This window comes from Nisaea sediminum, from assembly GCF_014904705.1.
Taxonomy (GTDB): domain Bacteria; phylum Pseudomonadota; class Alphaproteobacteria; order Thalassobaculales; family Thalassobaculaceae; genus Nisaea; species Nisaea sediminum.
In genome coordinates this window covers 783,191-795,746 of record NZ_JACZCQ010000003.1, presented here as the reverse complement: position 1 = coordinate 795,746, position 12,556 = coordinate 783,191, and the positions used below count along the sequence as shown (strand labels likewise).

Genomic DNA, 12,556 nt, shown 5'->3' with positions numbered 1-12,556 from the left:
AGGTTGATGGCAATTTGACGGGCGCAGCGGGTCGCGAAGCCCGTATTTAGCGCAAATGTCAGCTTTCTGGCGATCTGCGCAACCAATAGTATTTGTTTCGTGGGTGTCGAAAAATTCACCTATAACGTCCACGTGGAAATTGATCGTTCCGGCGCAACATGGTATGGTTAACGACCTAGACGCCAGCCACGCAAGAAATTACAAGAACCGCTTCAGGTCTCGGTAGCGCGGCATCAAAGTCCGGCGGCGCGTTTTTCAGCGTAGCAGAAAGCTTTTAGGACAGGTATCTCAACCAGAGATGAAGTTATTGTCTTTACCTCATTGTAATTCGGGGTTTTGGCAATTTTCGGTTTAGGGAACTCTTGAGGGATCGGGGGGTGATTATGAAAAATGCCGCCAATCGTCTGATTGACGAGGCAGCGGACGCTTCCGGCCAGGCGTCCGAAAAAGACTCGGCGGATCGGGGCAAGACAAATGCGAACAATCCGGTCGATGTATTCGTCGGCGCGCGCCTGCGGCGCCGCCGCAAGGAAATGGGAATGACGCAGCGGATCGTCGCGCAGAAGATCGGTGTGACGTCCCAGCAGTACATGAAATACGAACGCGGGGACAACCGGATCAGTGCGTCCCGTCTGTTCGACGTCGCATCGGTCCTGAACACGCCGGTGTCTTACTTCTTCGACGAGATGGACGAGCAGACGATTTCACAATCGCCCGCCCGGCTGCTGGGGGCCGAGGATATCGCGCCGCCGGTTGCCAGCGCCCACGATGTCGAGATGGACTCTCCGCTGGCGCGTCGTCAGGCGAACGAGCTTGTGCGTCTCTGGGGCGACCTGCCGGAGCATGCACGGACGCGGATCGTCGATTTGGTTCGGACCATGTCCGAACTGGCCGAACCCGGGCATGACAAGGAACATCACTAGGCGGCTTTCATCAGCCTCTTGGGAGCAGAATATTGCCGCCCGCGCCGCTTCGGTTGCGCGGGCGGTTCGTTCTTGCACGGGGACGCGCTGCCCCGTCTGAAGGCGGTCGCTCCTTACTTCGCGACGATGATGTAGGGCTCCCGGAGGTCGTGCTCTTCCAGGTTGGTGCCGGGGCCGATCCTGTCGACGATCAGGAAATCCGCCGGGCCGGAAAGCGGGGCGAGCACGCCGTGCCAGCAGTTCCGCTTGTACTGGATGCCCTGCGCGCCGTTCGTCAGGAAGGCTTCCGGTTTGCCGGGCGCACCGTTTTCGTCCGCCGCGACGATGACGAGGAAGCGGGTTCCGTTCATCGGCACGAAAGCCTGGCTGCCGTCCGGATGCCGTTCCATCATTTTCAGTGTGAGGGGGAGCGTTACCGCATCGCTCCGGCCGATGCTGAGCGTGACTGAGCCGTCCGCATCCGTTTCCGGCCGCGCGCGGTCGTGATAGCGGCCGCAAAGCCCGGCATTGATCATGTAATCCGGCGCGCCGGCTGCCTCCAGCACTTCGCCATAGGCGGCAAACGCCTCCGCGGAAAGCGGCCTCGCGGCGATCGTCCGGCTCATCGACCGAAGGCTCCAACGCCCGTCAGCCGCGGGTGGCGGTGCATGTCCTTGTAGAGCAGGTAACGGAACAGGCCGGGACCGGCGGCATAGCAGGCCTGCGGGCAGAAGGCGCGCAGCCACATATAATCGCCCGCCTCGACCTCGACCCAGTCCCGGTTCAGCTTGTAGACACCCTTGCCCTCGAGCACGTAGAGCCCGTGCTCCATGACATGGGTCTCCTCGAAGGGGATTGTGCCGCCGGGCAGGAAGGTGACGACGGTGATGTGCATGTCGTGCCGGAGATCCGACGGATCGACGAAGCGCGTGGTCGCCCAGCGTCCCTCGGTGTCCGGCATGGCGGCGGGCGTGATGTCCTGGTCGCGGGCGAAGAGCGGGTCGGGGGCGTCGATCCCCTCGACCTTCTCGTACATCTTGCGGATCCAGTGGAACTGCGCGGTCTCGGCCCCATCGTTCTTCAGCGTCCAGCCGCTCGCCGGGGGCAGGTAGGCGAAGCCGCCGGGTGTCAGAACATTTTCCTTGCCGCCGACCGTCACGGTGATCGCGCCGGCGACGACGAAAAGCGCGCCCTCGGCGCCCGCTTCCGGCTCCGGCTTCGTCGAGCCGCCGCCGGGGGAGACTTCCATCACATAGTGCGAGAAGGTCTCGGCGAAGCCGGACAGCGGGCGGGCGATGATCCAGCCGCGGGTCTTCTCCCAGAAGGGGAAGATGCTGGCGACGATGTCCGTCATCACGCCCTTCGGGATCACCGCGTAGGCCTCGGTGAAGACGGCCCGGCCTGTCATCAGCTGCGTCTGTCCCGGCAGACCGCCGGGGATCGTGTAATAGGAACGGTCGGCGCCACTCATGGCAGGAGATCCTTCAGTCGGAGTTCTGTGATGCGTTCGACCTGGCGGCAGGCCTCGGCCATTTCGGTCGCGCGGTCATGCTCGATGCGCTTCTTGAAAGCCGCGAGGATGCTAGCCTTCGTGTTGTCGCGCACGGCGATGATGAAGGGGAAGCCGTGCTTCTCCACATAGCGCCGGTTCAGATCCTCGAAGCTGGCGCGCTCTTCGTCGGTCAGCGCATCGAGTCCTGCGCTTGCCTGTTCGGCGGTGGACTCGGTGGTCAGGCGTTTCGCCTGAGCGAGCTTGCCGGCGAGGTCCGGATGCGCATTCAGAACCGCGAGCCGCAGCTCCGGGCTGGCCGAGCGGAAGATGCGGGTGAGGGCGGAATGCAGCCCGGTCGCCGTGTCGTGCGCCGGACCGCGCTCGAGATCGAAGGCGGCCTCGGCGATCCAGGGCGAATTCTCGTAGATGCCGCCGAAGCGGGAGACGAAGGTGGTCTTGTCCATCCGGCTCGGGCGCTCGAAGCGCTTGTGCGGATGCTTCTGCGCCCAGTGTTCGGCGATCTCGATCCGGCGGGCGAACCAGACTTTGTCCCTGGCTTTCGCATAGTCTAGGAAGCGCTTCAGGCCCGCCGCCCGGCCCGGCCGTCCCGCGAGCCGGCAATGCAGGCCGATCGACATCATCGCCGGGCGCCCTTCCTTGCCCTCCTCGTAGAGCGCGTCGAAGCTGTCCTTCAGATACTGGAAGAACTGCTCGCCGGTATTGAAGCCCTGCGGCGTCGCGAAGCGCATGTCGTTGGCGTCGAGCGTATAGGGGATGATCAGCTGGTCGCGCTCGCCCGCTTCCATCCAGTAGGGCAGGTCGTCGGCGTAGCTGTCGGAGATGTAGTCGAAGTCGCCGTGTGCGGCGACGAGCTCGACCGTGTTCATCGAGCAGCGGCCGGTATACCAGCCGCGCGGCGGCTCGCCGGTGACCTCGGTATGGAGCCGGATCGCCTCGACGATCTGCGCCAGTTCCTCGGCCTCGGTCATATCCTTGTGCTCGATCCATTTGAGGCCGTGCGAGGCGATCTCCCAGCCGGCCTCCTTCATCGCCTTCACCTGCGACGGGCCGCGGGCCAGCGCCGTTGCGACGCCGTAGACGGTGAGCGGGATCCCGGCTCCGGTGAACATCCGGTGCAGGCGCCAGAAACCGGCGCGGGCGCCGTATTCGTAGATCGATTCCATGTTCCAGTGGCGCTGACCCGGCCACGCGGTCGCGCCAACGATCTCGGAAAGGAAGGCCTCGGAGGCTTCGTCCCCGTGCAGCAGGTTGTTCTCCCCGCCTTCCTCGTAGTTCAGAACGAACTGGACCGCGACCCGGGCGCCGCCCGGCCAGTCCGCATCGGGCGCGTTCGGGCCGTAGCCTTCGAGGTCGCGCGGATAGTCCCCCATCATCCCACCTCTTCACTGGTACCGGGCGCCATGGTTCCAGAGAACGCGCGCGCGGACATTCAACAAAATTTTGAAAGACTCTTATGACATGGCGCCTTTCATATACAATTCCTTGAGAATCTAATTCGGTCAAAGAGCAGCCGGGAATAACCGGTGCGGACATGCCGAGCGAACAGGGGCAGAGAGATTATGGCGTCGGGACGTCTGACAACGCATGTGCTGGATCAGGCCGCCGGGACACCCGCGGCGGGGCTGAAGATCGCGCTCTACCGCCTTAACGGCGAGGCGCGCGAGCTGATCTCCTCGACGGTCACGAACGATGACGGCCGCACCGATGCGCCGATGGCGAGTGGGGACAGCTTCACCGAGGGACAGTATGAGCTGGTCTTCGATGCCGGCGACTATCTGCGCCGGGCAGGCCATGTCTCGGGCGAGATCCTCTTTCTCGATCGGATCCCGCTCCGTTTCGGCATCGCCGATGCCTCCCAGCATTTCCATGTTCCGCTGCTGCTCTCTCCCTACGGCTACGCGACCTACCGGGGAAGCTGAGAAATGTCGGCGCGCGGCGAGATCCGGTTCCTGCTGAACGACCGCGAGGTGCGGCTTTCCACCGTTGGCGCCGGGGACACGCTGCTCGACCACCTCCGTCTTGAGCAGCGCCTGCGCGGCACCAAGGAAGGCTGTGCCGAAGGCGATTGCGGCGCCTGCACCGTGCTGGTCGGGCGCCGGACCTCGGACGGGCTGAAATACGAGACGGTGAATGCCTGCATCCGTCTGCTCGCCTCGGTCGATCTCTGCCACGTGGTGACAGTGGAATATCTCCGCGCTCCCGAAGGCGGGCTGCATGCCGTCCAGCAGGCGATGGTGGAGCATCACGGCAGCCAGTGCGGCTTCTGCACGCCGGGCATCGTGATGTCGCTCTACGCGCTCTGGATGGAGGGCGGCTGCGGCTCGGTCGAGGCAGTGGAGACCGCGCTGCAGGGCAATCTCTGCCGTTGCACCGGCTATGCTCCGATTGTCCGCGCGGCGCTGGACGCGGCCGGACGCGGGAAAGTGGCCGACGATCCGTTGATGGCGCAGCGCGAGGCCGTAACGGCGAAACTGGCGGAGATGGACGACGGTGCGCGGGTCGTCGTCTCGCGTGGCGGCAGCACGGCGATCCTGCCGGCCGACGCGGACGATCTCGCGCGGGTTCTGCTCGAGGTCGGCAATGCGACCATGGTGGCGGGCTCGACCGATGTCGGGCTCTGGATCACCAAGCACATGAAGGACATCTCTCCGGCTGTCTTCATAGGACATATCGCGGACCTGAAACGGATCAGCGTCGGCGAAGACGCGCTCTTCCTCGGCGCCGGCGTCACCTACAGCGAGAGCACGGCAATGATCGCGGAGCATTTCCCGCATCTGGCCGAGTTCTGGGACCGGATCGGCGGCTGGCAGGTGCGCAATATGGGCACGATCGGCGGCAATATCGCCAACGGCTCTCCCATTGGCGACACGCCGCCCGCCCTGATCGCGCTCGGCGCCCAATTGATGCTCCGGCGCGGCAGCAAGCGGCGCACCATCCCGCTCGAGGCCTTCTTCATCGATTACGGCAAGCAGGACCGGGTACCGGACGAGTTCGTCGAGAGCGTGCGCATCCCGCTCCCGGCGCCGGGCACGCTGAACGCCGCCTACAAGGTCTCGAAGCGGCGCGACGAGGATATCTCGGCGGTCTGCGGCGCCTTCTCCGTTGCGCTCGATGGCGGAACGGTGACATCGGCCCGGCTTGCCTTCGGCGGCATGGCGGCGACGCCGAAACGGGCGGAGAAGACGGAGGCGGCGCTCCTCGGCCAGCCCTGGAACGAGACAAGCGTGCGGGCGGCGATGGCGGCGATGGCCGAGGATTTCACGCCGCTTTCCGACTGGCGGGCCTCTGCCGACTACCGCTCCAAGGTCGCGGCCAACCTGCTGCTGCGCTTCTTCCTCGAAACCTCCGGCGGGGAAACGCTTGCAAGGCTGAGCGCGTGATGGACGGGGGAAGCAAACAGGAAGCGATCCGCGGCGGCGTGCACAGCGCGGAGCGGCATGACTCCGCCCATAAGCATGTGGCGGGTACGGCGGACTATATCGACGACATGGCCGAGCCCGCGGGCACGCTGCATGGCTGGCTCGGGCTGTCGGATGCGGCCCATGCGGAGATCGTCTCGATGGACCTCTCCGACGTCCGCGCGGCGCCCGGTGTCGCACTGGTCCTGACCGCCGACGACATTCCGGGCGAGAACGATGTCAGCCCGGTCCATGCCCATGACGATCCGGTCTTCGCTGAGGGCAAGGTCATGTTCCGGGGGCAGCCGATGTTCGCGGTGATCGCGGAGACAAGGGACGCGGCGCGCAGGGCGGCGGCGCTGGCGAAGATCGAATATCGCGCGCTCCCGGCCGCGATCTCCATCGATGCGGCGCTGGAGGCGGGCGGCGATCTCGTGACCGCGCCGCTGAAGCTGGAGCGCGGCGATGTCGAGAGTGCGTTGAAAGCCGCTCCGCACCGCCTGAAGGGCGAGATGGAGATCGGTGGGCAGGATCATTTCTATCTCGAGGGCCATATCGCGCTCGCCATCCCGGGCGAGGACGAGACCGTCACGATCCACTCCTCGACGCAGCATCCGAGCGAGGGACAGGTTCTGGTCGCACAGGTGCTCGGCGTGCCGGCGAATGCGGTCTCGGTCGTGGTCCGGCGCATGGGCGGCGGGTTTGGCGGCAAGGAAAGCCAGCCGGCTCTGTTCGCTGCTGTCGCGGCGCTCGCCGCCAAGAAGCTGAATCGAGCGGTGAAGCTCCGCCCGGACCGCGACGACGACATGATCGCGACCGGCAAGCGGCACGACTTCAAGGTCAGCTACGATGTCGGCTACGACGAGGAGGGTCGTATCCTCGCCGTCGACGGCACCTTTGCCGCGCGCTGCGGCTTTTCCGCCGATCTCTCCGGCCCGGTGACGGACCGCGCGCTGTTCCATGCGGACAATGCCTACTATTACCCGGCCGTCCGCCTGCGGTCGCAGCCGCTCCGTACCAACACGGTCTCCAACACCGCCTTCCGCGGCTTCGGCGGCCCGCAGGGTGTGGTCGGGGCGGAACGGATCGTCGAGGAGATCGCCTACGCCCTCGGCAAGGACCCGCTGGAGATCCGCAAGGCGAACTTCTATTGCGCCGGGCCGGACCGGGACGTCACGCCCTATCACCAGCAGGTCACCGACTGCATCCTCGACCGGCTGGTTGCGGAGCTGGAGGAGAGTTCGGACTATCAGGCGCGCCGTAAGGCTGTGCTCGATTTCAACGCGAAGGGCGGCATCCTTCGCAAGGGCATCGCCCTGACCCCGGTCAAGTTCGGCATCTCCTTCACCGCGACCTGGTACAATCAGGCGGGCGCGCTGGTGCATGTTTACAAGGATGGCTCGATCCACCTGAACCATGGCGGTACCGAGATGGGGCAAGGCCTCTTCACCAAGGTGGCGCAGGTCGTGGCCGACTGTTTCCAGGTTGATCTCGACCGTGTCAGGGTAAGCGCGACAGCGACCGAGAAGGTGCCGAACACCTCCGCGACGGCGGCCTCGTCCGGCTCGGACCTCAACGGCATGGCGGCGCAGGATGCCGCGGAGCAGATCAAACAGCGCCTGAGGACATTCGCCGCTGAGAAATGGGACCTGCCCGAGGAGGCCGTGCGTTTCGAGGCCGGACAGGTTGTCGTCGGCGAGCAGGTGCTCAGCTTTGAAGAGTTCATCGCCGCCGCCTACATGGCGCGGGTCCATCTCTCGGCGGCCGGGTTCTACAAGACGCCGGAGATCCATTGGGACCGTGCCGCGGGCAAGGGCCGGCCGTTCTACTATTTCGCCTACGGCGCGGCGGTCTCGGAGGTCACCATCGACACGCTGACCGGCGAGTACCGGATCGACCGCTCGGACGTGCTCCACGATGTCGGCAAGTCGCTCAATCCGGCAATCGACAAGGGCCAGGTCGAGGGAGGCTTCATCCAGGGCGTGGGCTGGCTGACCACCGAGGAACTGTGGTGGGACAAGGAGGGCCGGCTGCGCACCCATGCGCCCTCGACCTACAAGATCCCGCTCGCATCCGACGTGCCGCGGATCTTCAACGTGGCGCTGGCCGAGTGGTCCGAGAACAAGGAGCGTACCATCAGGCGCTCAAAAGCGGTCGGCGAGCCGCCGCTGATGCTCGGCATCTCGGTGCTGGAAGCGCTCTCCATGGCGGTGGCGAGCGTTGCCGATTACCGCGAATGCTCGCGCCTCGATACGCCCGCGACGCCGGAACGCATCCTGCTCGCCGTCGAGCGTCTGCGGGCCAAGGACGGAGCTGCGGCATGAGCGGATCGTTCTTCGAAACCGCCGGACCGGCGATCCGGCTGGAACTCGTCTTGGCGTTGGGCTCGACGCCGCGCGCGGCGGGGACCGTGATGTATGTCTCCGCCGACCGGACCGAAGGCACGATCGGCGGAGGTCGTCTCGAATTCGTTGCGATCGAGGCGGCGCGCGAGATGCTCGCGGCGGGGTCCGCTGAGCGCCGGCTCGAAATGCCGCTCGGCCCGGAAATCGGCCAGTGCTGCGGCGGTTACGTGGCCATCAGCATGCTGCGGCTCGACGCTGCTATGCTCGCTCGAGAGGGAGAGCGCCTGGCGGCGGCGCGGCGGAATAACCCGTCCATCTATATCTTCGGCGCCGGCCATGTCGGCCGCGCGCTGGCCGCCGCGACAAGTCTGCTGCCGGTTCGCACCGTGCTGGTCGACGAGCGCGAGGAGCAACTCGCGCTCTGCCAGGCGCCGGTCGAACAGCGCCTGACGCCGTTGCCGGAAGCCGAGGTGCGGGGTGCGCCGCCGGGCAGCGCTTTCGTCGTTCTTACCCACGACCATGCGCTGGATTTCATCATTGCCGCCGAAGCGCTGATGCGCGGGGACGCGGCCTATGTCGGCATGATCGGCTCGAAGACCAAGCGTGCCTCGTTCGAGCGTTGGTGCGCGAAAAGCAGCGCGTCGGTGGGAGATACTGCGCCACTGCTCTGTCCGATCGGAAGCGCCGGCAGCGACGACAAGCGTCCGGAAGTGATCGCCGCCTTCGTCGCGGCCGAGGTGATCGCGCGGTTGACGGAGGCGCAGGCGACGGGGGATGCTGCGCCGCAACAAATAAGAGCGGGGGGACGGGTTGGATGAGTGAGGGGGCGACGAGCCGTCTGGAACTGACGGGGATCACCAAGTCGTTTCCGGGTGTGCTCGCCAATGATGATGTCAGCTTCTCGGTGGCGCCGGGCACGATCCATGCGCTGCTCGGCGAGAACGGGGCCGGTAAGTCAACACTGGTAAAGATGATCTACGGGATCATGCATCCCGATGCCGGCGAGATCCGTTTCGACGGCAAGCCCGTGCAGGTCGCCAACCCGAAGGCGGCGCGTGCCATGGGCGTCGGCATGGTGTTCCAGCATTTCTCCCTCTTTGAGGCGATGACGGTGCTGGAGAATATCGCCCTCGGGCTCGACGAGGCCGTCTCCTATTCCGAGCTGGAAAGCCGCGTCCGCACCGTGCTCGACCAGTATCATTTGCATCTCGACCCGCACCGCACCGTCGCCACCCTCAGTGTTGGCGAGCGTCAGCGCATCGAGATCGTCCGCGCCCTGCTGCTGACCCCGCAGCTGCTGATCATGGACGAGCCGACCTCGGTGCTCACACCGCAGGAGGTCGCCCAGCTTTTCGATACGTTGCGGGCACTGGCCAAAGGCGGCTGCTCGATCCTCTATATCAGCCACAAGCTGCACGAGATCGTGGAGCTCTGCGACAAGGCGACGATCCTGCGCGGTGGCAGGGTGGTCGCCGAATGCGATCCGAAGAAGGAATCCTCCCGCTCCATGGCAGAGATGATGATCGGCGGCTCGCTGAAGGAGATCGAGAAGGCGGAGGGGCGCAGCTTCGGGGCCGAACGCTTCATCGTCTCGGATCTTTCGCTGCCGGCCGACGACGAGTTCGGCACGACGCTCAGGAACGTCACCTTCTCCGTCCGCGCAGGCGAGATCTTCGGCGTCGCCGGTGTGGCCGGGAACGGTCAGAATGAGCTTCTGCTCGCCCTCAGCGGCGAGCGGCCGGTGCCGTTTTCCGACGCGGTGAAGATCGACGGCGTGCCAGTCGGCGCGCTCGGTGCCGAGGCGCGCCGGGGGCATGGCCTTTGTGCCGTGCCCGAGGAGCGCAACGGCCATGGCGCGGTGCCGGGCTTCTCGCTGACCGACAACGCCATCCTGACCGCGCGGAACCGTAAGAACATGGTCAACTGGGGCGTGATCAACAGCCGTCTCGCGGAGCGCTATACGGACGAGGTGATCCATACCTTCGCGGTGAAAACCACCGGTGCGTCGTCGCCCGCCGGATCGCTTTCCGGCGGCAATCTGCAGAAATTCATCATGGGACGGGAAATCATGCAGGCGCCGGAAGTGCTCGTGGTCTCGCAGCCGACCTGGGGCGTCGATGCGGGCGCCGCGGCGGCGATCCATCAGGAGATCGTCGATCTTGCTGCGCGTGGCTCGGCTGTGGTGGTGATCAGCCAGGATCTCGACGAGTTGCTTGCCATTTCCGACACGCTCGCGGTGATGAACGAGGGTGTACTCTCGCGCAGCCTGAAGGTCGGCGAGGCCTCGGTCGACGAGATCGGCCTCCTGATGGGCGGCGTGCACGGCGATCCGGAAGCGACGCGCGAATATGCGGGAGCCTCCCATGTTGCTTGAGCTGGAGAAGCGCAAGCAGCCGAGCCGCGCGATGCTCTATCTGACACCGGTTATCTCGGTGATGCTGACCATGGTGTTCGGGGCGACGATCTTCTCGCTGCTCGGGTATGACGGGCCCGAAGCGGTCTGGGACATCTTCTTCGTGCCGGTGCTCGATATCGGCGCCTGGCAGGACCTCGGCATCAAGGCGGCGCCGCTGATCCTGATCGCGACCGGCCTCTCCATCGGCTTCCGCGCCAATGTCTGGAACATCGGCGCCGAGGGGCAGTACGTCATGGGTGCGCTCGCCGGCACCGGCGTCGCGCTCGCGACCTGGGAGATGGAGGGCTGGTGGATCCTGCCGGCGATGTGTTTCGCGGGAATGATCGGCGGCGCGCTCTACGCGGGGATACCGGCCTTGCTGAAGACCAAGCTCAATGTCAGCGAGATCCTGAGCAGCCTGATGCTGACCTATGTCTCGGTCCAGCTGCTCTATTTCCTGATGCGCGGTCCGTGGAAGGATCCGGAGGGCTTCAACTTCCCGCAGAGCCGGATGTTCAACGACAGCCAGATTTTGCCGGAGATCGGCAATACCTTCGTGCATCTCGGCGTGCCGATCGCCTTCATCGTCGCGGTGATCGCCTGGTACGTACTTTCGAAGACCGTGTTCGGCTTCGAGATCCGGGTCGTCGGCGCGGCGCCGCACGCGGCGCGCTATGGCGGCTTCAACCAGAAGCGCACGATCTGGCTCGCGCTGCTGGCGGGTGGCGGCTTCGCCGGGTTCGCGGGCATCCTGGAGGCGGCGGGCCCCTATGGGCAGATGGTGCCGCAATTCCCGACGGGCTACGGCTTCACGGCGATCATCGTCGCCTTCCTCGGCCGCCTGCATCCGGCGGGGATCGTGCTCGGCGCGCTGATCCTCGCGATCTCCTATGTCGGCGGCGAGATCGCGCAATCCTCCATCGGCCTGCCGAACGCGGCGAGCGGCCTCTTTCAGGCGATGATGCTGTTCTTCCTGCTGGCGACCGACATTCTGGTGAATTACCGCCTCCGCCTCGGCGGTGCGCGCAGCGGAGGCGCGGCATGACCGAAGCGATCCTGATCTCCATCCTCGTCACCGTCGTCGGGGCGGCGACGCCTATCCTGCTGGCGGGCCTCGGCGAGCTGGTGGTGGAGAAATCCGGCGTGCTCAATCTCGGGGTCGAGGGCATGATGCTGGTCGGCGCCGTCACCGGCTTCGCCGTCACCACCATGACCGGCGTCACCTTCGTCGGCATCGTCGCGGCGGCTGTCGCGGCGGCGGGGGCGTCGATGATCTTCGGCTATCTGACCCTGACGCTGACCGCCAACCAGGTCGCGACCGGTCTCGCTCTGACCATCTTCGGCATCGGCCTCTCCTCGCTGATGGGCGCCGGTTTCGTCGGCCAGACGGTGGAGCGGATCGGCCCGCTCTTCCCGCCCGCGCTTGCCGAGCACGAGCATCTCCGCGTGCTCTTCGGCTACGATCCGGTGGTCTATTTCTCCTTCGCGATGACCCTCGTGGTCGCCTGGTTCCTCCGCCGCACCCGCGCCGGACTGATCCTCCGCGCGGTCGGGGAGAACGACGTCTCCGCCCATTCCATCGGCTATTCGGTGATCTCCGTGCGCTACATGGCGGTCGCCTTCGGCGGCGCCATGGCGGGGATCGGCGGCTGCTACTATTCGCTGGTCCTGACCCCGATGTGGGCCGAACGGCTGACCGCCGGGCGCGGCTGGATCGCACTGGCGCTGGTGGTGTTCTCCGCCTGGCGGCCGATGCGGCTGCTCGCCGGGGCCTATCTCTTCGGTGTGGTGATGACGCTGGAGCTGCACGCCAAGGCGGCCGGTTTCGAATACGTCCCGCCGGAATTCCTCGCCGCGATGCCCTATCTCGCGACCATCGTCGTGCTGGCGCTGATCTCGATGCGCAAGTCCGTCGGCTCGCAGGCGCCGGCCTGTCTCGGACAGCCGTTCAAGCCGTCGACTTGAGTGGCGACGAGTGCTCACTTAGTCTTGGTAGTGTTTTT

11 protein-coding genes are annotated in these 12,556 nt (G+C 65.6%); 8 read left to right on the top strand and 3 right to left on the bottom strand.

Annotated elements, in window-relative coordinates; genetic code table 11:
* Positions 1-383 precede the first annotated feature (383 nt).
* Positions 384-923, top strand: a complete 540-nt coding sequence (locus tag IG122_RS08830; RefSeq protein WP_226893456.1) for a helix-turn-helix domain-containing protein — start codon at positions 384-386, stop codon at positions 921-923.
* Positions 924-1,036: 113 nt separating this feature from the next.
* Here IG122_RS08830 and IG122_RS08825 read toward each other — a convergent pair whose 3' ends face one another.
* From IG122_RS08825 to puuE, 3 genes are read right to left on the bottom strand one after another with little or no spacing between them, the layout of a single operon-like run.
* Complete coding sequence (locus tag IG122_RS08825) at positions 1,037-1,528, bottom strand: ureidoglycolate lyase (protein WP_193182504.1); 492 nt, start codon at positions 1,526-1,528, stop codon at positions 1,037-1,039.
* The gene (locus tag IG122_RS08820; protein WP_193182502.1) at positions 1,525-2,373 is read right to left on the bottom strand and encodes a bifunctional allantoicase/(S)-ureidoglycine aminohydrolase; all 849 of its coding nucleotides are present in this window, start codon (positions 2,371-2,373) and stop codon (positions 1,525-1,527) included. The genes IG122_RS08825 and IG122_RS08820 overlap by 4 nt, the downstream gene beginning before the upstream one ends.
* Positions 2,370-3,785: an allantoinase PuuE gene (gene puuE, locus IG122_RS24620; protein ID WP_193182715.1), complete on the bottom strand. Its 1,416-nt coding sequence runs from the start codon at positions 3,783-3,785 to the stop codon at positions 2,370-2,372. The genes IG122_RS08820 and puuE overlap by 4 nt, the downstream gene beginning before the upstream one ends.
* A gap of 189 nt (positions 3,786-3,974) precedes the next feature.
* On the opposite strand from puuE, the gene uraH reads away from it, so the two are divergent.
* The 7 genes from uraH to IG122_RS08780 are packed head-to-tail and all read left to right on the top strand — an operon-like array spanning position 3,975 to position 12,518.
* Positions 3,975-4,334 carry a hydroxyisourate hydrolase gene (gene uraH / locus IG122_RS08810; RefSeq protein ID WP_226893400.1) on the top strand — a complete coding sequence of 120 codons (360 nt, stop codon included), beginning with the start codon at positions 3,975-3,977 and terminating at the stop codon, positions 4,332-4,334.
* A 3-nt stretch (positions 4,335-4,337) separates the two neighbouring features.
* Positions 4,338-5,795: a xanthine dehydrogenase small subunit gene (xdhA, locus tag IG122_RS08805; RefSeq protein ID WP_193182500.1), complete on the top strand. Its 1,458-nt coding sequence runs from the start codon at positions 4,338-4,340 to the stop codon at positions 5,793-5,795.
* Positions 5,795-8,137, top strand: a complete 2,343-nt coding sequence (gene xdhB, locus IG122_RS08800) for a xanthine dehydrogenase molybdopterin binding subunit (RefSeq protein ID WP_193182498.1) — start codon at positions 5,795-5,797, stop codon at positions 8,135-8,137. Before xdhA ends, xdhB begins: the two co-directional genes overlap by 1 nt.
* Positions 8,134-8,976 (top strand): xanthine dehydrogenase accessory protein XdhC, encoded by an 843-nt coding sequence (gene xdhC, locus IG122_RS08795; protein ID WP_193182496.1) that lies wholly within the window; start codon positions 8,134-8,136, stop codon positions 8,974-8,976. Before xdhB ends, xdhC begins: the two co-directional genes overlap by 4 nt.
* Positions 8,973-10,532, top strand: coding sequence for an ABC transporter ATP-binding protein (locus tag IG122_RS08790; RefSeq protein ID WP_193182494.1), 1,560 nt, complete (start codon positions 8,973-8,975; stop codon positions 10,530-10,532). The genes xdhC and IG122_RS08790 overlap by 4 nt, the downstream gene beginning before the upstream one ends.
* Positions 10,522-11,598, top strand: a complete 1,077-nt coding sequence (locus tag IG122_RS08785) for an ABC transporter permease (protein ID WP_193182492.1) — start codon at positions 10,522-10,524, stop codon at positions 11,596-11,598. Before IG122_RS08790 ends, IG122_RS08785 begins: the two co-directional genes overlap by 11 nt.
* A complete protein-coding gene (locus tag IG122_RS08780) occupies positions 11,595-12,518 on the top strand; it encodes an ABC transporter permease (RefSeq protein WP_193182490.1) in 924 nt (307 codons plus the stop codon). Before IG122_RS08785 ends, IG122_RS08780 begins: the two co-directional genes overlap by 4 nt.
* Positions 12,519-12,556: the final 38 nt, after the last annotated feature.

Excerpts from the sequence above, each read along its gene's own strand:
- IG122_RS08830 (WP_226893456.1), top strand. The coding sequence starts at position 384 with ATGAAAAATGCCGCCAATCGTCTGATTGACGAGGCAGCGGACGCTTCC.
- IG122_RS08825 (WP_193182504.1), bottom strand. The coding sequence starts at position 1,528 with ATGAGCCGGACGATCGCCGCGAGGCCGCTTTCCGCGGAGGCGTTTGCC.
- IG122_RS08820 (WP_193182502.1), bottom strand. The coding sequence starts at position 2,373 with ATGAGTGGCGCCGACCGTTCCTATTACACGATCCCCGGCGGTCTGCCG.
- puuE (WP_193182715.1), bottom strand. The coding sequence starts at position 3,785 with ATGGGGGACTATCCGCGCGACCTCGAAGGCTACGGCCCGAACGCGCCC.
- uraH (WP_226893400.1), top strand. The coding sequence starts at position 3,975 with ATGGCGTCGGGACGTCTGACAACGCATGTGCTGGATCAGGCCGCCGGG.
- xdhA (WP_193182500.1), top strand. The coding sequence starts at position 4,338 with ATGTCGGCGCGCGGCGAGATCCGGTTCCTGCTGAACGACCGCGAGGTG.
- xdhB (WP_193182498.1), top strand. The coding sequence starts at position 5,795 with ATGGACGGGGGAAGCAAACAGGAAGCGATCCGCGGCGGCGTGCACAGC.
- xdhC (WP_193182496.1), top strand. The coding sequence starts at position 8,134 with ATGAGCGGATCGTTCTTCGAAACCGCCGGACCGGCGATCCGGCTGGAA.
- IG122_RS08790 (WP_193182494.1), top strand. The coding sequence starts at position 8,973 with ATGAGTGAGGGGGCGACGAGCCGTCTGGAACTGACGGGGATCACCAAG.
- IG122_RS08785 (WP_193182492.1), top strand. The coding sequence starts at position 10,522 with ATGTTGCTTGAGCTGGAGAAGCGCAAGCAGCCGAGCCGCGCGATGCTC.
- IG122_RS08780 (WP_193182490.1), top strand. The coding sequence starts at position 11,595 with ATGACCGAAGCGATCCTGATCTCCATCCTCGTCACCGTCGTCGGGGCG.